Raw genomic sequence first — 23,044 nt, forward strand, 5'->3', positions numbered from 1 at the left:
GGCACTTAACCTATTTAACTTAGAGAACCGTTTATTTGTGGGTGGTTTTTAACAGTTGGAGGGTGGGGTTTGCCTGGCTTTTTTGCATTCAATTAAAAGATAGGGGATTAATGATATGTTGAAAAAGAGTCTATCTAACCTAAAGTGGTGGATATGCGGTTATATTTTATTGGGTTTTACTATTCAGCTGCTGAGTAGTTTAGGGATTGTAGTGTTTCAAAAAATATTAGACAAGGCCGCGGTGATGAGCAGCTTCAGTGAGATATCTAATTTAATCATGGTGTATGGAGTTTTACTGGCTGGCGTCGTGATCCTAAATTATGTGGACGAATATCCTAGTGTTTATTTATCGAACAGTATAACGGAGAGATTAAAGATACTCGCACTATCCAAAATATCCAAAATCGACTATCAAGCCTATCAGGATATCGGCACAGGGCAGATGATTAAAGTGATCGAGAACGGGGCAGCGGCTGGAAACAGCATGATCTATTCTTTTTTCCTTAAAACATTACATGAGTTATTGCCCACGCTTCTGTTCAGTTTAATCTTTATTAGCTTCTATGATTTAAGGATCATGTTAGTCATTGCAGCAGGCTACGTGGTCGTCTTTCTAATAACGAATCTGCTGTTGAAATTTCTGTATGCGATGAAGGCTACCATTCTCCAGGAACAAGAAAAGATGTCCAGATTCTCTATCCGTGGGTTTATGGAATTGGTTGTCTTCCGAACGAATAAACGATATGAGAAAGAGATTGATAAATTAAGCCAGACCGCACGCACTATCATTCATAAGAATGCTCAGCTACAAATGATCCACGAAGCTTTTTTCGCGATATTCGAGCTGTTTGTTACGGTAATTAAGGTCGTCGTCTTGATTTACGGTGTAAAAAGCGTTGTTGCAGGTGATACCTCACTTGGTGTTGTGGTCGCATTGTTTATGTTTATTGATAAGATTTACTCGCCGATTGCCATCTTTAATGTTCTATTTGTAGATTTCAGACTGAACAGAGTGACCTACAAAAGATTTGAGGAATTTATTGAGGCCCCAGAAGATAGAAACTTGGAGTCCGGAGAAGTCGTCACAGAGATCCACGGTAATATTGAATTTAGGGACGTATCTTTTGATTATGGGCAAGTGAAAATCTTGAATAATCTAACCTTTTCGATTGAGCGAGGAATGTCTGTTGCGATTGTCGGATTAAGCGGGGGCGGGAAATCTACCCTGATAAAATTGATTGTAGGATTATTAAAAAAGGACAAAGGTGAACTCTTATTGGACGGTAAGGATATCGATGAGATCCATCTGGATAGTTACTATGATCATATCTCTTACTTATCACAGGACACACCGATTTTTGATGCCACAATCAGGGACAATATTGTATTTGATGAGCATACCTTATCCGATGAAGAACTCTATGAGATTTTGGGAAAAGTTCATCTGCAGGAAAAAATAAGCCAATTGCCGGATCGTTTAGATACTTTGGTAGGTGAAAAAGGGGTTAAATTATCAGGAGGGGAAAGACAGCGATTAGCTTTTGCCAGAATCATCGCCCAAAAAAGAAATGTTCTAATTCTGGATGAGCCGGTGTCGGCACTTGATAATATCACGGAGCAAAGTCTCATGGAGACGATTTTGGAGGAATTTAAGGACAAAACCATCATCATTGTTGCCCACCGATTAAATTTCATAAAAGACGTTGATAAGATACTGGTAGTGGATCACGGTTCGGTTGTGGGTGAAGGGAAGTTTGATGATTTGATAGAGCATTGTGAAGTTTTTAAAGCGTTATGGAGTAGAAAAATATCGTTTACAGATGCTGATTAAATTGTTAACATCTTCTAAAAAGAGGTGCGATCTATGGCATGGCCAACACATATTGTAGCGGTAGGTGGATTCGCAGAAAATGAGCAAGGAGATATCCTTTTAGTAAAGACTCATGATGGTGGCTGGGTATTTCCTGGTGGACAAGTAGAGGTCAGAGAGAACCTAATCGATGCATTAGTTCGAGAAATTAAAGAGGAAAGTGGAATAGATGTCACGGTTTCTCAATTGGTTGGTGTGTATTCGAATACAGGTATCCATAAATGGTATGACGGTGTGACGGATGTTCCTACTAAGGTCATGTTTGATTTTATCTGCAAGCCCGTGGGTGGGGAATTATGTACCTCGGAGGAAACCTCTGAAGTAATGTGGGTGGCAAAAGAGAAAGTGCTGGATTGGATTACACAACCGGCTATTCGTACCCGCTATCAAGCTTATTTGGATTACGATGGGAATACGAGGTATATGGATTATGTAACTGGAGACATGTTTGAAGTTAATTTAGATCGAACGGTGTAATATAAGTGATAGGCCATCCTTCAAAGGATGGCTTTTTAAATTATAAGAAAGTATAAGTTTCGCCAAAGGCGTTTATGTTTGTTATGCTTTGATGCCCTCAAAGGCAGAGGTGATCAAATATTTCACAAAAGCTTCGTTCAGCTCATCCCCTGTGATCAAAAGCCGATAAAATATCGGTCCATAGAGCAGATCAATCGTGATCCCAATATCCAGACCCACTTTTAATTGGCCCCGGGTCACCCCACGCTCCAACAACTGTCGTGCCTCTTGGCGACGGGGAGCGAAAAACCTCGCACGATAGGCCTCAGCAAGGCCGGCATCAAATTGACCTTCGCCGATCAACTCGGTAATGATCTTTCCTTCTCGGCTGCGAAGAAAATTAGCCAGGTTTGTGGCATGTATCATAATATCGTCCATGACCGAACCGGTGTCTGGCACTGGCAATCTTGCGGATGCTGCAGAGAGGTAGCCGTCCATGACCACAGCTGCTTTGTTAGGCCACCATTTATAAATGGTCGCTTTACTTACCTTGGCCCGTTCCGCGATTTTCTCTACGGTCACCGCACCAAATCCAGTCTCTAGTAGTAGATCATACGATGCTGCCAGAATAGAAGCCTCGGCTTCGCTATTGCGCGGCCGTCCTCTTTTTTTATCCATCAGAGATCCCTCCCGATTAATCTATCCTTTATTTAAGTTGCGATCTGAAAAGAAACTATACGTTCATTATACAAAAGGTTAAACGAAGTAGCCAATCGCCTATTTACAAAACTGAACGTTCAGTATATATTTAAATCAATTAATGAACGGTACGTTCAGTATTTAAAATCGAAGGGTGGAGATCTTATGCATCAAGGCAGTAGTATGAATCGGGTAAGTTCGGTAGGTTCAGTAAATTCGGTAAAACCGGCAAAGGAACATTCGGAAAGAAAGACAATCCCTGGATGGATTACATTTTTATTGGCGGCCTCCTGCGGACTTATTGTAGCCAATCTGTATTACGCCCAAACCCTGATCGGACAGATTGCCCAAGCTACGCATCTTTCATCCGGTGCAGCAGGTCTGATTGTGACTTTGACCCAGGTAGGTTATGTAATTGGTCTCTTGTTCGTAGTACCGCTTAGCGATATTATTGAAAACCGCCGCCTGACAGTGGCGTCTCTGGCTGTGGTGGTGGTGTCGCTGATAGCGGCTACGATAGCTCCTAATGCAGCGATCTTTCTGGGAGCGTCCCTGTTCATTGGACTCGGTTCTGTAGCCGCGCAGATTCTTGTGCCGTATGCGTCTTTTTTGGCTGCTGAAGAGCAGCGCGGCCGGGTAGTCGGTAATGTTATGAGTGGTTTGCTGCTCGGTATTATGTTCGCCCGGCCGCTGGCCAGCTTTGTCTCTGGATTGTGGGGCTGGCATGCGATTTATGCCATATCGGCGGTAGTGATCGCCTTGTTGACACTTCTGTTGTCCCGTGTACTGCCGCAGCGCCAACCTGAGCCTACAATGAATTATGGTGGACTGGTACGTTCTCTGGGAACTTTGCTGAAGAATACACCGGTGCTGCGTCGTCGGGCGATTTATCAGGCTAGCCTGTTCGGAGCCTTCAGCCTATTCTGGACGACGGTCTCTTTGCATCTGGCCGATACGTATCATTTAAGTCAGCAAGGCATCGCCTTGTTTGCACTGGCCGGAGTGGCTGGAGCAATTGCCTCTCCTATCGCCGGGAGGTTAGCTGACCGTGGCTGGACCCGGCCGTTGACCGGTCTTGCATTTGTGTTGGCGGCTGCGGCTTTTTTACTGGCTTATCTGTTTCAGAATGATTCAAGAGTGACGCTCGGGTTACTGGTTGCCGCAGCTATTATGCTGGATATGGGGGTATCGGGTAATCTAGTACTTGGACAAAGGGCGATTTATTCTCTTGGCAATGAGGCAAGAGGGCGTTTGAACGGATTGTTTATGGCGATATTTTTCGTAGGCGGAGCCATCGGCTCCTCGCTGGGCGGCTGGGCATATGCGTACGGAGGTTGGAGTCTGACCAGCTTGATCGGTCTGGCGCTGCCGATCTTGGCCTTCCTGTACTATTTGACAGAGAAGAAACAAGCATAAGGCTGAATTAAAGAAACTGCTTTCCGGGCTGAATATAGTCAGCCTAGAGAGCAGTTTTTTTAAAAAAAATGCTACATCGTATAAGGATTTTGGCGGATCATCTGAATAAGATTGTCCGCAGAAGCGGATAAGGGTTCATTTTTCCGCGTACATATCGCAATACTATTCTTCAGATGTATTCCTTCGACATAAACTCGGCATAATTCTCCACGTTCTACATATTCGCGTACAACGAGCGAAGAGACGAAGTTGGCGCCATATCCGGCAATAACCGCTTTAATCGCTTCATGAAGTCCATTAAATTGTAAAGAGATCGTGGGCGCGGGCGTATTGTATGTACGGCATAAGGATAAGAGTCGCTCTCGTGTCGAACTCCCCTCCTCACGCATGACAAAAGACTCCTTCATCATTTCGGATAAAGAAATTTGCTGATTCGCATAAGGGTGATCTGGCGCAACTACAAACCATAGCTCATCCTGAAATAACTCCTCAGTCTGGATCGTATCTGGATAGGCCTCAGCAATTCCCCCGTAAATCGCCATATCCACGTCTACATTTAACAACTGCTTCAGAGCATCGCTTGAATTGGTGGTAGTAATCACCATTTCCACTTGCTCATATTGTTGTTTGAACTTTGCAATCCAGGTAGGGATAAGGAAGTGAGCGGGCAAATACGTCGCGGCTAGACGAATACTTCCATTCGTGCCGTTTACGTAATCTTGAGCAAATTGTTCGATCTGCTGTTCAACGGCGAACAGTCTTTTCGCGAGTAGGGCAAGCTCTTCACCCGCATCTGTTAAAGCAATTCCTCTGCCTTGAGGCTTAAATAGGGCGAAGGATAGTTCCTTTTCGAATTTTTTGATCTGAGCCGTAATCGCAGGCTGACTGATATTTAAAGTTTCTGAGGCGCGTGTCACACTGCCCATTGATGCGATCACATGGAATAAGCGCAAAGCGTGTAGATTCATGGTTAAGCCTCCATCATTCAATTCATATATATAAAATATGATTTAGGTTTAAAGATATATTATATTTATGATTATAACTGATTTACAATACAGGTATAAAGTTGAAGTTGAAGTTGAATGTGAATTATTAGTTACGATCGAACCCTAATTGTGGAAATGAAAATTTTAATTCAAAGGAGAAGTGATAAATATGAATCAAACGACTACATGGGATAAAGTTGATCAATATATTACAGAGCGTCTAATTCCACAGGACTCCGTGCTGGAGGAAGTATTGTTCGCCAATCAGCAGGCAGGCCTACCACCTTTTGATGTTTCACCTAGTCAGGGCAAATTTCTTAACCTATTGGTTCAAATGAAAGGTGCGCGCCGGATTCTAGAGATTGGCACCTTAGGTGGGTATAGCACGATTTGGATGGCAAGAGCCCTCCCGTCTGACGGACATATCGTTACTTTGGAGCTAGATCCATCGCATGCTCAGGTGGCTGGGACCAATTTCGAGCTTGCTCAAGTAGATGAACTGATAGAACTTCGTATAGGTGATGCTTTGGGGCAATTGTCTCAGATGAAACAAGAGGGTGTGGAACCCTTTGACTTTATATTCATTGATGCAGATAAGCCGAATAATCCTAACTATTTACAATGGGCGCTTCACTTCTCCCACCCTGGAACGGTGATTATAGGGGATAATGTAATACGTGAAGGCGAGGTCATTAACCAGAATAGCAAAGATCCTCGTGTAGTAGGTGTACGGCAATTTTATGATCTGTTAGCAGAAGAACCTAGGATATCGGCTACTGCCATTCAGACGGTGGGAAGTAAAGGGTATGATGGATTCGTATTAGGGATTGTAAATAGCTGAGTTATGCATTGCAAAATCCAGTAATTGTAATATAATCTATTGAAAATCCAATAGTGAGAGGTACCTTCTATGCAACCTACATTTGAAACACAAAGGTTAATGCTAAGACCGTTTCAATCCACAGATGCAAGTGACGTTCAAGAGCTTGCTGGGAATATGGAAGTAGCTAGAACAACATTGTCCATTCCCCATCCATATCCAGATGGAGCGGCTGAATCTTGGATTAGTGCCTGTAAGAAGAGAGCAGACGAGGGGGATGGATTTCCTTTTGCTTTAATTGGTAAAGAGAGCAACACCCTAATAGGTTGTATGAGTCTAAATATAGACAAATCGCATAAAAGAGGTGAGCTTGCTTATTGGGTAGGAGAACCTTTTTGGGGAAATGGTTATGCGACTGAAGCAGCTAAGAAACTGATTGATTTCGGATTTGAAGACCTGCTATTAAATAAAATATGGGCAGCGGCAATGACTAGAAATCCTGCGTCCTCCAATGTTATGAAAAAATCTGGAATGAGATTTGAAGGGGAATTTAAACGGCATATTTTAAAATGGGATAAATTCGAGGATCTAGTCTTCTACGGGTTAACTAGAATGGAATATGAAGATAGGAAATCATCTTAAAATAAAACAAAAAGGGTGCTCCTAAGCCATAATGGCTTTTGGAATACCCTCTTTGTTTTAAAGCGACTCTTTAATCACTTTTTTATAATAGAACACGGATAGCACTGCAAAAATCGAATATAAGGCGGTGTATAGCAGCATCACCAGAATCATCGGCGTCATAAGCTCTGTACCGAAGAAGAACCATCCTGATTTTACGGCGAAGTAGCTGTGAAGCAATCCAATGACTAACGGAATCCCAAAATTAAATAATTGTTTCGCCTGAATGCCTTTAAGCAGATCACCCTGCGTAAAACCAAGCTTTCTCAGGATCGTGTAATTGGACTTTTCATTCTCACTTTCATCCATTTGTTTAAAGTAAAGTATACATCCGGAGGTAATCAGGAAGGTTAGCCCCAGAAAGGCAACGATAAACATGATAAGTCCCATATTTTGCTTTTGATTGTTTTTCGTCTCCAGTTGAGAGTCGTATTTGCTGTCTTTTTTAAATTTCATGTTCTGAAAAAGCTCATTAGCATGTTCAACGCTTGACCGGTCCTTCATATCGATGCTGATATTAAGAGAGGACTTTTTTTGAAGGGCTGGATCTAGATCCTTCTTTAAGCGTTCAAAGGTCGTGTCGTCTACAATAGCAAGGGGTAAGCCGCCACCCGTGAAATAGAATAAAACGGGGGCTTCGATATCAATTCTTTTATAAAACTGCGGAATGACTTCATGTTGTCCCTTGAGTTCAATATCACCTTTGTCTTTCATACTAATTAGATTCTCCATTGCACTACTTGTCTTCGTAAAATAGGCCTCATCCGGGGATAGATCAATGCCCTCAAGAGAATTTTCACTAATGACAGGGAGAGTCATATTCTTCGACATCATACCGATTGCCTGGGGATTGTTACCTAGTAGTTTCTCCACATTTACATCTACCTGAATGACTTCGGTTATTTTTTCTGTAAACATCAAATTTTCAGCCGTTAATGCCTCTTTAAATTGATCAGCCTCCTGGATATCCGTAAGAATAAAATCTGACGGAACATAGAGCTTCGCACTTTTCTCAGCAGAGTAGAACGAAATGTAGCTCAAGGATAATAAACCTAGCGCCAGCGCTGATACCGTTGTAATGACGGTCAGTAATACGGCATTTGATTTCATTCGGAACATAATGGAGGAGAGTGACAACACCTCTTTAATATTTAGATACCCGTTTTTCTTTTTGCGAATGAGATGAAAGATAAAGCTTACAGAGCCTTTATAAAAAAGATAAGTCCCAATGATAACTGAAGCCAGAATAGTGATCATGGCTATAGATAGCTCAGTCATTGATGTTAAGTCTCCGCTAAACAATCGAGATGAAATCGAATAGCCAAGCAGAATCAATCCAATCCCAGCGATCCCTATAATCATTTCAAAGATAGACAGCTTTTTCACATTGCCTTCTGTGGTTGAGGTCACCCGGAATAAGGATAAAATGCTCTGTCTTTTAATAAAGCTATAATTCATCAGCATGATTAAGAGATAGATTACAAAGAATACAATCAGCGTTTGAATCAGGGCTGGAGCAGAAAAACGAAGGGAGGCTATCGCATCGACCCCTATCGTTTTAAAAAGAATCATGAGAATTAACTTTGAAACAGAAAAGCCTACGGCGATCCCTAGAACTAAAGATCCGAAATATAGAATGAAGTTCTCTGCCGAAAGAATTCGAAATATTTTTCCCTTGGTCATCCCGATTAATTGGAACAGGCCAATTTCTTTCCCCCGGCGTTTGATGAAGATGGTGTTAGCATATAACAGGAAAATGGATACAATTGCGACCAGTAAGACCGAGGCAGCCTTAATTGCTGCGCCACCCTTGACCGAGCCTTCTACCGCATCCATTGAAGGATCGTATTGCAACGTAACAAAGGCGAAATATAAGGCCACGCTAAAAACGAGAGCAAACACATACAGGTAGTAATTTCTGATGTTTTTTCGCAGATTTCGAAGCATCAGTACATTAATGCTCATTCTGCACACCGCCTAATACACCTTGTGTTTTTATGATATCGTTGAAGAACACTTGTCTTGATTGTTCCCCTTTATTCAACTGCGTATAGATCGTACCGTCCTTTATAAAAATAACTCTGCTGCAATAACTCGCTGCCACCGGATCATGTGTAACCATAACGATTGTTGCTTTCCGTCTTTGATTGAGTTCACTCAGCTTGTTTAACAAATCAGAAGCAGATTTAGAATCCAAAGCTCCCGTAGGCTCGTCAGCAAAAATAATGCTTGGATCATGAATGAAGGCCCGAGCCGCAGAGGTACGTTGTTTTTGCCCACCGGAAATTTCATTCGGGTACTTATTCTTTAACTCTAAAATCCCCAGTTCCCGCGCGACGTTTTCAAATTTCTCATTGGCGATTTTCTTGGGTGTTTTGGTAATGGATAGCGGTAAGAGGATGTTTTCCTTCACCGTCAGCGTGTCCAAGAGATTGTACTCTTGAAAAATAAAGCCTAAATGATTCTTCCGAAATTCAGCTAATTGCTTTTCTTTCATATTAGAAATTTCATTACCCTCGATGGTAATCGATCCGTTGCTGATCTGGTCAATTGACGAAAGAACGTTAAGCAGTGTGGTCTTTCCTGAACCGGAAGAGCCCATAATACCGACAAACTCGCCTTCCTCTATTGAAATATCTAAGCCGCTCAGCACGGATTGTTTGTTTAATTTGTTACCGTAGCTTTTATGAATTTTAGTGGCTTCTAGAATTGCCATAATGATTCACTCCCCTTTTCTATAAGCTTTATTATAAAAGGCTTTACCGTTCTTATCCTTCGATTGCCCGAACAAAATAAAAAAGCATGTGACATTGTTGTCACACGCTTGAGAGCTTCACGAATTCATTTTTGAGCGGGAAGGTTAAAGTGAATGTCGTTCCTAATCCGAGCCTCGACTCAACTCCGATAACGATCAACAAGGATTGGGCTGCTTTTTTAGCTAAATATAATCCCATGCCTGTGGCGGCATTGTCACGATGTACCGTTGTGGAAGTAAATCCTCTATCAAATATGCGAGGCAGATCTTTGGGATCTATTCCGCGCCCACCATCCTTCACCTCAAGAACGATATGCTCATCTTGCTGATAGCTGTTCACTGTAATATCTGATGCTTCGCTATATTTTACAGCGTTGGTTAGGAGTTGTCGGAGGATAAAAGCTAGCCATTTGGCATCACTAAGCACTTCAGCTACCTCCAAGTTCAGTTCAAAGCCAATGCCCTTCTGAATACACCAGGATTGCAGCGTCTTGATCTCCCCGAAAATTAGCGTTTCTAAATCGATATGTTCTATATATAAATCATTCTCGATAAAAGGAATTCGCCTTTGATGAAGCTGTTGGTCCAGCAGAAGGTGAATACGCAGCCATTCATAGGTCAGATTTTTCTTCATTCCTTCATCTTCCATACGCTCAATCATTAGATGCATCGCTGTCAGAGGGGTTTTCACCTCGTGAATCCAAGACAACAGTTCATCCTTTTCCTGCTCTAACGTTATCTGATTATTCGAAGCTGCTTGTTTTAAACATTTAGCTTGATTGGTGATGCTCTCTTCAATAATTTTCTCAAACGGGCTTTCGGGGGTAGCGATACTTGTTACATCGAGATCATCATCTCGCTCAGCTAAGCTTTTATAAAACCTGGTTTCCCTGGGATAGCGAAGGATTAAGAACATCAGGAAAAAAAACATCGATAAAGAGATCACATAGAGAACCGAAGAGAGTGGGATGGATGGATCCATATAGGTAACAAAGAGTATAAATAGATTGGTAAAGAGAACTAGTATAATCCAGCTGATTCTTTCCAAGAGATACTTTTTAATCATAGTGCTTCCTCTTCGATGGCCATATACCCTTGTCCCACCTTCGTCTCAATGAAAACACCTAATCCAAGCTCATCCAGCTTCTTTCGAAGCCGATTTACGTTGACGGTAAGGGTGTTGTCACTAATAAAACGTTTATCATCCCAAAGGCTATTGATTAATTCCTCGCGGGTGACGATTTTATTCTTTTTCTCAATAAGCAATTTTAATATAAAAATCTCATTTTTCGTAAGCTCAATCGATCCCAGGTTATGGGTCAATAGATTTCTCTCATAATCCACGGTTGCTCCACACCATGTCTTGAGTTCGATGTTATCTGTGTTGTAATTGTAGACACGCCGAAGAATCGCTTGTACTTTGGCAATGAGTACATCGAAATGGAAGGGCTTTTGTATATAGTCATCGGCTCCAAGCTGCATCGACATCACCATATCCGTAGGATGATCACGGGAAGATAAGAAGATAATCGGAAGGTTGGAGTGGGAGCGAATCATTCGGCACCAATGAAATCCATCGAATTTAGGTAATTGGATGTCGATGATAACTAAATCAGGTTTGATCTCTATAAATTCCTGCGTGACATTGCTGAAATCTTGAATGCCGTACACATCATAAGACCACTGCGTAAGTCGCTCTTTAATCTCATTAAACAGCGTCGTGTCATCTTCGATTAATAATAGCTTGAACAAATGCTTCACCACACTTTTTGTTAGTTAGTGTTTACAGCATTTTAGATAATACATCCTGATAATGCTTAAACTCTTTGGTTTCATTTAGATTAGGGCATGTCCTTAAGGATAGCAGAGCGCTTTCGATTAAGAACTGTCTTGGTTCCTTATTGTTCATGATTTCTTCCTGGATAAAGTATAACAGCTTTAGATAATTAGTGAGGTTCGCATCACCGGGCGCAAAGGATCTCTCTATAATTTTCTTCAAGCTTATGGTGGCAAAGGATAAATCATTATTGAAAAAGTCAGAGTATTCCGAAGCGGGCAATAACTTGTCCACGTGATCCGGGGAGATGAGCTGAATGCCTCTTTGACTTACTTCTTCAACAATAGTTTGGATAAGAGTAGTGCAATAATTAATGATTTGCTCAGAAGTGATGACTTCATTCATAGCACTGTTGATTTGCAGCATATTTTGCAGAATCCCGTTAAAAATGATGGCTCCATCCAGTAAATAGGGTTTCTTATCTTCAGGGAAGATATGAAGGAAACGTTCATATACCCAGGTTAGCAGGCTGAACTTCGTTTTTTTGATAAACGTTATTAAGTCTGGATCATTGGAGACCAGAGCATCCTCAACAAGCTGTAACAATTTATTTTTTTTATTAATTTTCATGACCAACTGAATCTGCTCGGCAAATATCTTAATGTCAGAGGGATCTTGACCAATGATCAGTGAATTTCGCCCTTCTTCCAGCTGAATGTGAATAGAAGTGAATACAGCCTTAAAAAGATCCCCCTTGGAAGGAAAATAGTTATAAAAAGATCCTTTGGAGATACGACTATGATTCAAAATATCCTGAATGGATGTGGCGTGGTAGCCTTTTTCAATAAATAGTTCATGTGCTTTATGAATCACTTGCTCTTTGCGTTTATTTATCATCTGAGGTGCCCCTTTAAGCTGGACTCTTTGTTCCAATATAGACTAGCTTATATTTCCACTTAATACAATTTCAATTTTAAATGAATTTTGTCTTGCCAAGCAGGAAATAAGAGAGTATTATATTGTACACTGGTTTGTAACTAGAGTTCAAATTTGAACCGTTAGTATGATTATAGAATGGAGGATTCCAAAATGAAAGCAAAAGAAAGTAAAGCGTCTTACGGGATTTTGGCAATCCTCATGATTGGTGCTTTTGTTGCTTTACTGAGTAATACTCTACTCAATATAGCTTTACCATCGATTATGAAGGATTTTGATGTCAGTGCCTCAACGGTACAGTGGCTATCAACAGGTTATATGCTAGTGAACGGGATCATGATTCCTTCAACAGCCTTTTTGATTCAAAAGTATACTGCGAGACGGTTATTCTTAATCGCCATTGGATTATTTGCGATAGGAACCTTTATCGGAGGCTTTGCTTCAAGTTTCCCTGTGTTGTTGATCGCCAGAATGGTTCAGGCTTCAGGGGCAGCGATCATGATGCCATTATTAATGAACGTATTGTTCACAACCTTTCCTCCTGAGAAACGTGGTTCAGCTATGGGGATGTTCGGGTTGGTTATGATTTTTGCACCAGCGATCGGACCTACATTATCCGGCTGGATTATTCAGCACTATGAATGGCCTGTTCTATTCTTTATGATTGCTCCAATCGCCGTATTGGTGTTTATTCTGGCCTTTTTTAAATTGCATGATCCTAAAAAAGATGTGGCGATTAAGATCGATTTCTTATCCGTAGTTCTATCAGCGATTGGGTTCGGGGGTCTTCTATACGGCTTCAGTTCCGCTGGGAACAAAGGATGGGATGATCCAATGGTCTACTCTGCACTTATTATCGGAGCGATTGGATTAGTGATCTTCATTATGCGCCAAATGAAGATGAAGGAGCCTATGCTTAACTTCAGAGTGTACAAATATCCGATGTTCGCTTTATCTTCAGCGATTTCGATTACACTGAATATGGCAATGTTCTCTGCGATGATGCTAATGCCGATCTACCTGCAAAATATTAGAGGAATTTCACCGCTGGATTCGGGACTTCTAATGTTGCCTGGTGCGCTAATTATGGGTGTAATGTCACCAATTACAGGTAAATTGTTCGATAAATTCGGCGGTAAGGTGTTAGCGCTAATCGGCTTAGCGATTGTAGTGATCAGTACGTATTTCTTTAGTGATTTGACTGAAACGACTAAGTATTCGACACTCATGATTCTGTATTCTGTGAGAATGTTCGGGATCTCTATGGTGATGATGCCAGTTATGACCAATGGTCTGAACTCGATCCCAGCCAAATATACTCCGCATGGTACTGCCATGAACAGTACGATTCAGCAAGTATCAGGGGCGATTGGCGGAGCACTGCTCGTAACCATTATGTCTAACAGTACCACTTCACATGTGAAGGATATGGTCGCTGATGCTGTAAGTAAATTAACGACTAAACCTTCGGCAGACCAATTGCTTGGTATACAAAATCAAGTCATTGCGAAAGCCACTATTGAAGGAATTAACGATGCATTCTTAGTATCTGTAGGCGTAGCGATTATTGCATTTATTCTAGCCTTCTTTATTAAAAGAGGCGTACAGCCAAAGGAAACGGCAGAAGAGAAAGTGACTGCAAAGAAAGTAGCTGCTAAGCAGGTTACAACGCATTAGTCTATATTCAAAAAGGCGCTCACCTTATAGGTGATGCGCCTTTTTTTGCTAATGTTAATTTATGAAGATTACTTAAAACGATGTGTTAATCTCGGACCATCCTGAATAACTGTGATAGATTTGTCGTTCGCGACATATAACCTGTTCGATAGTGGATTAAGTGCAATATTTACGCCTGTTACGGAGGGGAATACCGCAATTCTTTTAAACGTACTGGCGTTATATACGGACATTCTGTTCTTATTGAAATTACTGACAAATAAATGATTTGTAATCGGGTTGATGAATGTGCTGGAGGAGGAAGATAACACTCTAGTTGCGATCACCTTATTGGTATTTCCATTAAGCACAAAAAGCTTCCCTTGTTTAACCTGTTGAGCGCTGGAGACGTAAACACGGTTCGTAAGCGGATTAAGGATGACCTCGCTTTGTAGCCGTCCAAGCTGTACATTCTTGAGGAGCTTGTTGGTGCGGCCATTGATCACGGAAAGAAAGCGGCTTAAGTTGTTCGCTACATAAATACGGTTTGTTACCGGATTTAGCGCTGGTGTGATCACTGGATTGTTGCCGACTTTTATAGTTGCGATCACAGTTTGAGTACAGCCGTTGATGACAGATACGGAGTTGTTTATCGTATTTGTTACATAAATGCGATTGGTACGTTTATTAATGACGATCGCGGAAGGGCGACCGCCGATCTGGATAGTAGTCCGAATGCTGTTCGATCTGCCATCGATGACGGTTACGATGCCAGAGGCACTCGACACATAAATCAGGTTCGTTCGAACATTAACGTTAACACTATCAGGGTTGCTGCCTACTTGGAGGGTCTTAATTACACGGTTTGTCCGTCCGTTAATTACAGATATTGTCCCATCGCGGAAGTTGGTGACATACACACGGTTTGTTCTTGGGTTTATTGCAAGCTTAAGTGGAAATCTACCTACCGGGATGGTTGCAATGATCCGATTGGTTAGGGTGCTCAAAACACCGACAGTTCCGGCTGTAGTATTAGGATTTACGAAGTATACCCGATTGGTTATGGGATTTACCTCAATATCTCCGACGGGTACGGATGTGGGAACTGTGGTTATGATGGTGGGTAACGCCATGATATAACCCCCTCTTCAAATGACTAGATGCTTCATTATATTTGGGCAAGGGCAAAAGGGTACTACATATATCGTTGCAAGATGACACTGACTATCCTTATAGAATAAGGTAAGGTATACTGGAATGAACTTTTCAGTAAGAGGTGATTAAATGGCTGGGACAGTCTCCATATTAGGCGTTCCATTTTCAAAGCTAACACTTGATGAGACAACGCTTCATCTAACAGAACATATTCAATCCGGAGAACCGAAGCTATTTCATTTGATTACGGCGAACCCGGAAATTACGATAACAAGCCAATCGGACGAGCTGCTTCGAACCATACTCCATGAGGCAGATTTGATTACTCCTGATGGGATTGGCATTGTGCTGGCATCGAGAAGAAAAGGTGACCCTATAGCTGAACGAGTTACGGGGTATGAACTACTTCTTGAGCTGCTCGCACAAGGGAATAAGCTGGGTTGGAGCTTTTATTTCTTAGGCACGGATGAGCATACCAGCTGTAAAGCGGTTGAAAAGATTACAGAGCTTTATCCGAATGTTAAAATTGCCGGAAGACATAATGGTTTTCTTGCTAAAGAAGAGGAACCGGCCATTGTGGCAGAGATTCAGCACGCACAGCCAGATTTCCTGATTGTCGCGATGGGGGCTCCATACTCTGACAAGTGGGTTTATAAGCATAAACAGGCGCTTTCTCAGGTTAAGGTTGTGTTTGGCGTGGGGGGAAGCTTGGATGTTATAGCGGGAAAAGTGACTCCAGCCCCTGCGATATGGAAGAAACTCAATTTGGAGTGGCTGCATCGACTCTTATTCGCACCTGTGGCCAAAGGACAAAAGTCGCGCTGGCGCAGGCAAGCAGTTCTTCCTAAATTCGTGTATCGAGCTATGATTAGGAAATAAGGTACAGCAGTAAATATAGTCTTTCACTATTTCTGCAATTTGTAGAAATAGTGAAAGACTTTTTTTTGTTATCGCTTTACAGGAAATATGCCCTAAGTATTTAAGAGAGAATATTGGCTGGAACAATTCCAATATATTACTGATTGCTTTTTTAAGAATGTTGTAATAAAATCTTATCAAGATAATAAATTATTATCAAAATAGAAAAGACGTAAAACGAAAGGAGTGAGATGCTCACATGTTAGAAGATCGCAGCTGCCTGGAGTCCTATTTTCCAATTGCTTCTTTTATTGCTTCAATTATAGGTTCAAAATGTGAGGTTGTTATTCATGATATAAGCAATCCAGAGCGTTCAATTATTTTTATTGAGAACGGATACATTAGTGGGCGTAAAGTAGGCGATAGTTCAACAGATCTCGTGCTTAAGCTGTTGAAAGATGAGTCCTACCGTGAGCAACCGTTTATTGCTAACTATAAAGCGCGTGGTTCGCAAGGTCAGGTATTTCGCTCCGCTACTTATTATATTAAAAACAGCAGCAGCGAATTGGTCGGTATGATGTGTATTAACATTGATGTCACGCATATGGAGGTTGCAGCTGAGTGGATACAAAACATTTTGCAAGGAGGATCAACACTTCCACCAATACCGTTAATACCACAACAACAAGAGGTTGTAGAGAAGCAGACGGAAGAGTATTTACAAGGAAACGTAGATGACCTACTCCAGCACATGATTGATTCGGTGCTTGGTAAAATTAATGTCCCGGCAGAGCGATTGTCCTCGAAAGAGAAGATTGAACTTGTGAAAGTACTTAACGAGCAGGGCGTGTTTCTACTTAAAGGTGGAGTTTCTCAAGTCGCTAAGACCTTGATGATATCTGAGCCAACAGTTTATCGTTATTTGCAAAAAATTAAGTGAGAATAAACAGAACTCTCGAGAGAGGAAGTGGGCTAGATGACAATAGACTTTGATAAGGTTGTTAGCCGATATGGGACCAATTGCGCTAAGTGGGATGGTATGGCGCAAGTTTTGGGCAGAGAAATGATAGCGCTTTCCGTCGCGGATATGGATCTTCAAGCCCCTCCACAGGTGATAGAGCGAGTAACGGAGATGGCGAAGCATGGCATATATGGATATACCGATCCTTTTCCACCTTATTATGAGGCAGTTCAGGGATGGATTAAAAAAGCTTACGATTGGGAGGTTCCGCAAGAATGGATCGTGTTTTGCCCTCGTATTGTGCAAGCGGTTTCTCTGATCATTCAGAACTTCACTCAACCAGGTGATCAAGTGTTAATCCATACGCCAGCCTATCAGCCGGTTGCTAAATCGGTAGAACTAAATAACCGCGTATTAGTGGAAAGTCCACTTCGTGAAGTGAACGGGCGTTATGAGATAGATTTTGCTGATATGGAGTTGCGAATGCAAGAAGGGGTTAAAATTGTACTGCTCATCTCACCGCATAATCCGGTTGGACGAGTATGGACACGAGCCGAACTAGAACGAATCGTTAGCTTGTGTACAAAATATGATGCTTATATTGTATCGGATGATATTCATGCCGACTTTATCCATGCTGGCCATGAGCATACGATAATCGGGAAGATATCGACTGAGGCAGAGCAGCGATCCTTTATCTGTACTTCCCCAGGGAAGACCTTCAATCTTGCAAGCCTTGAAATTGCTAACATCGTGATTCCGAATGATCAGCTGCGTGAGAGATTTAGACATTGCTTACAGCAAGCAGGCTGTCATAACCCAACCTTTTTTGCAGTACCTGCATTAGAAGTGGCTTATACGGAATGCGATGAATGGCTGGAAGAATTACGAGGTTATATCACGGCCAATATCGATTGGGTGAAAGTTTATATAGCTGAATATATGCCTGAGCTTCGCGTGATCGAATCAGAAGGAACCTATCTATTATGGGTGGATTGTAGGGCAATTAGCACCAACGAAGCAGAGCTAAAGCAGTGGATTGAGTCCGATGCGAAGGTTAGTGTGAGCTTTGGAACAGGTTTTGGGGCATCAGGAGAAGGCTTTATTCGCTTAAATATTGCAACGCCACTGCCCATGTTACAAGAAGCTTTTCATCGGCTGTACCGGGCCTATCCATTAAAAAATTCATAATAAAAAAAATCTTTATCAATGACCTTGAAAGACCTCGTTAGTAGCCTTTTTCAGATCCGTATCAAGGGGGATAATAATCATGTCCAAATCAGAAACACCAAGAGTCAAGAAACAGCCGACGATGTTCTTAGCGCTATTGCCGATTATTACGATGATTGTGCTACTTAGTTTAGGGTATGTGTTGTTTGAATTACCACCAGAACCACTTATTATTACCTCAGCGGTTGTTGCTGGTATTATCGCGATTATTCTTGGTTATAGCTATAACGACATACTAGAATCTATCGCTGGTAAGATCGCGAAAACGATGCCCGCCATTCTTATTCTGATCATGGTTGGTTTTATGATTGGGGCATGGATGGTTGGTGGAACGATTCCGATGATGATTTACTATGGATTGAAAATTATTAGTCCACAATTTCTGCTTATTACCGCATTTATTGCGACAGCTGCCGTTTCGCTTTGTACGGGCACATCTTGGGGGTCAGCGGGAACGATCGGGGTTGCTTTTATGGGCGTTGGCGCGGGTATGGATGCAAACCTAGCAGCAGTGGCTGGTGCAGTAGTTGCAGGTGCTTATTTTGGTGATAAATTGTCACCGCTTTCAGACACGACTAATATTGCGGCGTTAGCAACAGGTGTCAATCTATATGAGCATATTGGACATTTATTGTATACCACAATTCCTTCCTTTATTGTCGCAAGCGTTGTTTTTATTATTACAGGCCTAAACACAGATGCCGCAGGCGCTATTGTTCCGGAGAAGGTTGGAACAATCATGGGATCGTTGAATACAATTTATGACTTTAATCTGCTGCTTATAGTACCCGTATTAATCATCTTGTATGGTTCAATTACGAAGAAACCGACAATACCGGTCATGCTGATCTCTTCTATGTTCGCTATGGCTAACGCACTTGTATTCCAGGGGTTTACTTTGAATGATGTCGTATCTTCTGTTGTTAATGGATTTAATATTTCTATGGTTCAAGTTGCTGGGTTTGATTCTGCCAACGTTATTGAAGATGTACCCCGTCTTCTAAATCGTGGCGGAATGAACTCCATGATGGGGACACTTCTCATTTGCTTCTGTGCAATCACGTTCGCTGGAACCATATCTCTGACCAAGTCCTTGGAATTGATTGTTAATAAGCTTTTGAAGTTCGTCCATTCCACAGGTTCAATGATCGTAGCAACAATTGTTACAGGTCTTACGATGATCGGAGTTACAAGTAATGGTCAGGTGTCCATCTTAATGCCAGGTGAAATGCTACGTGAAGCATATATCCGTCGGGGCTTACATCCGAAGAACTTGGGACGTACCATCGAGGATTCAGCGGCGATTACCGAGCCTATTCTGCCTTGGACAGCTGCAGGTGCTTATATGGCGGGTACGCTGGGTGTTGCAACGCTAGATTATTTACCTTGGGCTGTTCTCTGTTGGACAGGAATAATCTTTGCGACGATATGGGGCTTCACGGGATTCGGTATCGCGAAGTTAACGCCAGAGCAACAGGCAGAAATGCTAAAGGAATATGACGGCAACACTAATGAACAAGCTGGATAAAGGAGTCTTTTAAAATGACAAATATGCATAAAGAAACTGTAATAACAACGGATGCACCAGGCGCAATTGGACCTTACTCTCAAGCTGTAAAGCTTGGGAACGTCCTATATACTTCAGGACAACTCGGACTAGACCCGGTTAATGGGACTTTTCCTGCTACGGTTGAGGAACAGACGGAACGGTCGTTGCTGAATGTCAAAGCCATACTGGAAGCGGCGGGTACAAGCATGGATCAGGTAATAAAGACGACCGTTTTCCTAAAGGATATGAATGATTTTCTTAAGGTGAATGAGATTTATGGAAGGTTTTTTGCTCAGCCATACCCTGCTCGCAGCGCTGTTGAAGTAGCACGTCTGCCTAAGGATGGGCTCGTAGAAATTGAAGTTATAGCTTATGTACCTTAAGTGATCCAGTAACGCTCAAACTACGGATTCCTTTAGAATTTCAGTTAGTTAAGCCTGCACACCCTGTATGGAAAAAGGATAAGGAAATAAGGCAGATGGCCACCCTGGAAAGGGTGGCTTTTTTGAAATATAAGAGTATATAGGCTGCACAGCTTTAATAACTGAGTAGGGAGCTGAGATGTATTTGAAATGGAGGAATTTTATGAAAAAATAATTGAAAATATACATGAAAATGTGACAGTAATCATAACTAATTACAGAAAACCTTCACAAAATAGTATCTTTGCTTTATTATAAATGTGAAAACATTCACAAAGGGGCGTTATAAAGGTGAAAAAGACAACAAGTGCTGCTCTTATTCTCATTCTTTCGGTTATGCTCGTGATCGCAGGCTGCGGTAACAGTAATAGCAACAGCGCAGGTAATAGTGCTGGCAACGAGAACAAGAGTAAGGTCAATGAGACGGCTAAAAATGATAAAACCGAAGCCGTATCTGGTGCATCAGAGGCTAGCTACACACCACTGGATCAATTAAAAGATAGCTATGATATCGTTATTGTCGGAGCCGGCGGTGCTGGAATGTCCGCTGCACTAGAAGCAAAGGCTAAAGGTTTGAACCCGGTTATTTTAGAAAAAATGCCAGTTGCTGGCGGGAATACAAGTAAATCCTCATCGGGGATGAATGCTTCTGAAACAAAATTCCAAAAAGATCAAGGTATTAAAGATAGCAATGATTTATTTTATGAAGAGACATTAAAAGGTGGTCACGACACCAACGATAAAGAGATGCTTCGTTTCTTCGTAGATAATTCCGCAAGTGCTATTGATTGGTTGGATTCGATCGGAATCAGACTGAACAATATCACGATCACAGGCGGCATGAACGAAAAACGTACTCACCGCCCAGAAGACGGCTCTGCGGTAGGCCAATACCTTGTCAAAGGATTGGTTAAGAATATACAAGAAAAAGAAATTCCATTGTTTGTGAACGCAGATGTGAAGGAAATCACCCAAAAAGATGGTAAGGTTGACGGAGTAAAGGTACTCTTTAACCAAGCCGATGAAAAAACCATTACAGCGAAGGCTGTTGTTGTCACTACCGGTGGTTTCGGTTCTAATATGGACATGATCTCTACAGTTAGACCTGATTTGGAAGGTTACGTTACTACTAACCAAATCGGCAGTACCGGTGACGGCATCAAAATGATCGAGGCACTTGGCGGAACCACCGTTGATATGGATCAAATCCAGGTTCACCCAACAGTTCAACAAGAAAAATCTTATCTGATCGGGGAAGCTGTACGCGGCGAAGGTTCTATCCTCGTAAATAGCGAAGGCACACGGTTCGTAAATGAATTGACTACACGTGATAAAGTTACCGAAGCGATCAATGCACTTCCTGAAAAAGCGGCAACGCTTGTCTTTGATTCCGGCGTCAAATCACGCGTGAAAGCAATTGAACAATATGACAAAATGGGCTTCGTGATCCAAGCGGATACCATCGAAGCATTGGCGAAAGAAATCGGTGTTCCAGCCGATAAGCTAAAAGAGACACTTGATACTTGGAACAGCGCAGTAAAGAACAAGAACGATGCTGAATTTGGCAGAACGACAGGAATGGACAACGACTTGTCCACCGCTCCATACTACGCTATTAAGATCGCACCTGGGATTCACTACACTATGGGCGGCGTGAAGATCAACACGAATACAGAAGTATTAAATAAAAAAGGCGCAGCTATTCCTGGCCTGTTTGCAGCAGGTGAAGTAACAGGCGGATTGCACGGTCAAAACCGGATCGGCGGTAACTCTGTAGCTGAGATCATTATCTTCGGCCGTCAAGCCGGAATTAAATCTGCTGAGTTCGTGCAAGCACAATAAGATTTAACTACTATTCTGGTTAAAACAAAAGAACCGCTTGGGCTAATTGAAGCCCGGGCGGTTCTTTGTTTAATCACTCATTCAAAGTGAGTGGAGCGTCGCTATTCAAAAAGCTGCTTCCCGCTTTTAGCCTGTTCTTCTCGCATCCATTGTGACAGTTGTCGTTTGAGTTTAAGGAATTCCGGGGAATCCGTAATCTCATCACGGCGTGGCCGTGGAAATGGCACGTCAACAGTATGTAGGATGGAGCCGGGGCGACCGGAGAATACATAAATACGATTCGAGAGCAGCAACGCTTCTTCGATGTTATGGGTGATGAATAGCACGGAGCGGCGATTCTCCTCCCACAGCTCCAGCAGCCAGCGCTGCATTTCACTGCGAGTTAGTGCATCCAATGCGCTGAAAGGTTCATCGAGCAGCATCAACTCCTGCGGAGCCAGCAGTGCTCTGAGAAAAGCAGCACGCTGCTGCATCCCACCAGACAGCATATGCGGATAAGCCTGTTCGAATCCATTCAAGCCAACCTTAGCGAGCCACTGGCGCGCTTCTTCACGAGCTCCATCCTGCAGAGCACCTTTGATTTCTCCGGCTAGCAGTACATTATCTTCAATCGTTCGCCAAGGAAAAAGAGCAGGCTGCTGCGGCATATAACTAATCTCACCGCGTTGACCTGTAACGACCTTGCCGTTCATGCGGATCGTTCCTGTATCAGGCTTCACTAGTCCGCCGATCATATGGAATAAGGTGCTTTTTCCGCAGCCGGAAGGACCGACGATCGAGACGAACTCTTGCTGCTCTACCTTAAGAGAGACGTTGTTGAGCACGTTCGTCTCGCGGCGACGATGGGTGAAGGACTTGGAGATGCCGCTTACTTCAAGAGCAGGTGGTGCAGTATGAGCTTCAGGAGAGCTTATGATTTCTGTTGTTCTTTGCTCTATTTGCGTCGCTTGAGACATACAGGCATCTTCCTTT

General features: G+C 42.4%; 21 protein-coding genes. 12 read left to right on the forward strand and 9 right to left on the reverse strand.

Features of this window, described 5'->3' with window-relative positions; all coding sequences use genetic code 11:
• Positions 1–115: 115 nt before the first annotated feature.
• Together R50345_RS01860 and R50345_RS01865 are read left to right on the forward strand one after the other, a co-directional pair.
• Positions 116–1,831: an ABC transporter ATP-binding protein gene (locus R50345_RS01860; protein WP_042123605.1), complete on the forward strand. Its 1,716-nt coding sequence runs from the start codon at positions 116–118 to the stop codon at positions 1,829–1,831.
• 33 nt (positions 1,832–1,864) lie between these two features.
• The gene (locus R50345_RS01865) at positions 1,865–2,347 is read left to right on the forward strand and encodes an NUDIX hydrolase (protein WP_042123607.1); all 483 of its coding nucleotides are present in this window, start codon (positions 1,865–1,867) and stop codon (positions 2,345–2,347) included.
• An 81-nt stretch (positions 2,348–2,428) separates the two neighbouring features.
• On the opposite strand, the gene R50345_RS01870 is transcribed toward R50345_RS01865, so the two are convergent.
• Positions 2,429–3,004 (reverse strand): TetR/AcrR family transcriptional regulator, encoded by a 576-nt coding sequence (locus tag R50345_RS01870; RefSeq protein WP_042123609.1) that lies wholly within the window; start codon positions 3,002–3,004, stop codon positions 2,429–2,431.
• A 186-nt stretch (positions 3,005–3,190) separates the two neighbouring features.
• On the opposite strand from R50345_RS01870, the gene R50345_RS01875 reads away from it, so the two are divergent.
• Positions 3,191–4,441: an MFS transporter gene (locus R50345_RS01875; protein WP_231574022.1), complete on the forward strand. Its 1,251-nt coding sequence runs from the start codon at positions 3,191–3,193 to the stop codon at positions 4,439–4,441.
• Positions 4,442–4,512: 71 nt separating this feature from the next.
• Here R50345_RS01875 and R50345_RS01880 read toward each other — a convergent pair whose 3' ends face one another.
• Positions 4,513–5,409 carry a LysR family transcriptional regulator gene (locus R50345_RS01880; RefSeq protein ID WP_042123611.1) on the reverse strand — a complete coding sequence of 299 codons (897 nt, stop codon included), beginning with the start codon at positions 5,407–5,409 and terminating at the stop codon, positions 4,513–4,515.
• A gap of 190 nt (positions 5,410–5,599) precedes the next feature.
• On the opposite strand from R50345_RS01880, the gene R50345_RS01885 reads away from it, so the two are divergent.
• The gene (locus tag R50345_RS01885; RefSeq protein WP_042123614.1) at positions 5,600–6,271 is read left to right on the forward strand and encodes an O-methyltransferase; all 672 of its coding nucleotides are present in this window, start codon (positions 5,600–5,602) and stop codon (positions 6,269–6,271) included.
• A 69-nt stretch (positions 6,272–6,340) separates the two neighbouring features.
• Positions 6,341–6,892, forward strand: a complete 552-nt coding sequence (locus R50345_RS01890) for a GNAT family N-acetyltransferase (protein ID WP_042123615.1) — start codon at positions 6,341–6,343, stop codon at positions 6,890–6,892.
• A 57-nt stretch (positions 6,893–6,949) separates the two neighbouring features.
• Here the strand turns inward: R50345_RS01890 and R50345_RS01895 are convergent, their stop codons facing one another.
• The 5 genes from R50345_RS01895 to R50345_RS01915 form a co-directional block, all read right to left on the reverse strand.
• Positions 6,950–8,896: an FtsX-like permease family protein gene (locus R50345_RS01895; protein WP_042123617.1), complete on the reverse strand. Its 1,947-nt coding sequence runs from the start codon at positions 8,894–8,896 to the stop codon at positions 6,950–6,952.
• Positions 8,886–9,647 (reverse strand): ABC transporter ATP-binding protein, encoded by a 762-nt coding sequence (locus tag R50345_RS01900; protein WP_042123619.1) that lies wholly within the window; start codon positions 9,645–9,647, stop codon positions 8,886–8,888. The genes R50345_RS01895 and R50345_RS01900 overlap by 11 nt, the downstream gene beginning before the upstream one ends.
• 100 nt (positions 9,648–9,747) lie before the next feature.
• Positions 9,748–10,752 (reverse strand): sensor histidine kinase, encoded by a 1,005-nt coding sequence (locus tag R50345_RS01905; protein WP_042123621.1) that lies wholly within the window; start codon positions 10,750–10,752, stop codon positions 9,748–9,750.
• Positions 10,749–11,438, reverse strand: a complete 690-nt coding sequence (locus R50345_RS01910; protein ID WP_042123624.1) for a response regulator transcription factor — start codon at positions 11,436–11,438, stop codon at positions 10,749–10,751. The genes R50345_RS01905 and R50345_RS01910 overlap by 4 nt, the downstream gene beginning before the upstream one ends.
• A gap of 31 nt (positions 11,439–11,469) precedes the next feature.
• A complete protein-coding gene (locus tag R50345_RS01915; RefSeq protein ID WP_231574023.1) occupies positions 11,470–12,360 on the reverse strand; it encodes a TetR/AcrR family transcriptional regulator in 891 nt (296 codons plus the stop codon).
• Positions 12,361–12,552: 192 nt separating this feature from the next.
• Between R50345_RS01915 and R50345_RS01920 the strand changes: the two genes are divergently transcribed.
• A complete protein-coding gene (locus R50345_RS01920) occupies positions 12,553–14,076 on the forward strand; it encodes a DHA2 family efflux MFS transporter permease subunit (protein WP_042123626.1) in 1,524 nt (507 codons plus the stop codon).
• A 68-nt stretch (positions 14,077–14,144) separates the two neighbouring features.
• Here R50345_RS01920 and R50345_RS01925 read toward each other — a convergent pair whose 3' ends face one another.
• A complete protein-coding gene (locus R50345_RS01925) occupies positions 14,145–15,188 on the reverse strand; it encodes a YncE family protein (RefSeq protein ID WP_052414431.1) in 1,044 nt (347 codons plus the stop codon).
• Between the two features lie 151 nt (positions 15,189–15,339).
• Between R50345_RS01925 and R50345_RS01930 the strand changes: the two genes are divergently transcribed.
• From R50345_RS01930 to R50345_RS01955, 6 genes are all read left to right on the forward strand, one after another.
• Positions 15,340–16,089, forward strand: a complete 750-nt coding sequence (locus R50345_RS01930) for a WecB/TagA/CpsF family glycosyltransferase (protein WP_042123628.1) — start codon at positions 15,340–15,342, stop codon at positions 16,087–16,089.
• A gap of 238 nt (positions 16,090–16,327) precedes the next feature.
• Positions 16,328–17,008, forward strand: a complete 681-nt coding sequence (locus R50345_RS01935; protein ID WP_042123630.1) for a helix-turn-helix transcriptional regulator — start codon at positions 16,328–16,330, stop codon at positions 17,006–17,008.
• Between the two features lie 36 nt (positions 17,009–17,044).
• Positions 17,045–18,220, forward strand: coding sequence for a MalY/PatB family protein (locus tag R50345_RS01940; RefSeq protein ID WP_042123631.1), 1,176 nt, complete (start codon positions 17,045–17,047; stop codon positions 18,218–18,220).
• 79 nt (positions 18,221–18,299) lie between these two features.
• Positions 18,300–19,787, forward strand: a complete 1,488-nt coding sequence (gene nhaC, locus R50345_RS01945) for a Na+/H+ antiporter NhaC (protein ID WP_042123633.1) — start codon at positions 18,300–18,302, stop codon at positions 19,785–19,787.
• Between the two features lie 14 nt (positions 19,788–19,801).
• Positions 19,802–20,191: a RidA family protein gene (locus tag R50345_RS01950; RefSeq protein ID WP_375104590.1), complete on the forward strand. Its 390-nt coding sequence runs from the start codon at positions 19,802–19,804 to the stop codon at positions 20,189–20,191.
• A 330-nt stretch (positions 20,192–20,521) separates the two neighbouring features.
• On the forward strand, positions 20,522–22,072 hold the full coding sequence (locus tag R50345_RS01955) for a flavocytochrome c (protein WP_042123635.1): 1,551 nt from the start codon (positions 20,522–20,524) through the stop codon (positions 22,070–22,072).
• Positions 22,073–22,173: 101 nt separating this feature from the next.
• On the opposite strand, the gene R50345_RS01960 is transcribed toward R50345_RS01955, so the two are convergent.
• On the reverse strand, positions 22,174–23,028 hold the full coding sequence (locus R50345_RS01960; RefSeq protein ID WP_081953973.1) for an ABC transporter ATP-binding protein: 855 nt from the start codon (positions 23,026–23,028) through the stop codon (positions 22,174–22,176).
• Between the last annotated feature and the right edge of the window lie 16 nt (positions 23,029–23,044).

Source organism: Paenibacillus sp. FSL R5-0345, from assembly GCF_000758585.1.
In the GTDB taxonomy this organism is placed as follows: domain Bacteria; phylum Bacillota; class Bacilli; order Paenibacillales; family Paenibacillaceae; genus Paenibacillus_AQ.